This window comes from Pseudarthrobacter sp. 10T415, assembly GCF_056394175.1.
The window spans coordinates 1-472 of sequence record NZ_JBFTHJ010000070.1 but is presented as its reverse complement, the minus strand read 5'-3'; the positions used below and the strand labels follow the sequence as shown (position 1 = coordinate 472).

Sequence of the window (472 nt, the reverse complement as noted above, 5' to 3'; positions counted from 1 at the left end):
ATCCGGGGAATCACCGCCAACACCGAACACCTGCGGCTCACGGTGGAGCAATCCATCGGCCTGGTCACCGCCCTGAACCCCCACCTGGGCTACGCCACCGCCACCGCCATCGCGCAGGAAGCCCTCGCCACCGGCAAGGGCGTGGCCGAACTGGTCCTGGAACACGGACTCCTCACCGCCACCCAACTCCAGGAACTCCTGAGCCCCGAACGGCTCGCCAACCTCAGCAAATAGCCCCCACCCGCCCCTAGCGGGCGCAGCCCCCAACATTCCCGTCTGTAAGGACACCCATGAGTCAGTCCCAACTCCCAGACCACGTCATTGACGGTGGTCATGCCCACGCTACTGAGTCCTCGCTGCATGCCGAGGATAAGGGGTATCACAAGAGCCTGAAGCCGCGGCAGATCCAGATGATCGCCATCGGTGGCGCTATCGGTACCGGTTTGTTCCTTGGTGCCGGCGGGCGTTTGAA

General features: G+C 64.2%; 2 pseudogenes. Both read left to right on the top strand.

Annotated elements, in window-relative coordinates:
• A pseudogene (gene aspA, locus AC1DBN_RS21495) lies at nucleotides 1-234 on the top strand (aspartate ammonia-lyase); the annotation flags it as partial.
• Nucleotides 235-290: 56 nt separating this feature from the next.
• Nucleotides 291-472: pseudogene (locus tag AC1DBN_RS21490) on the top strand (amino acid permease); the annotation flags it as partial.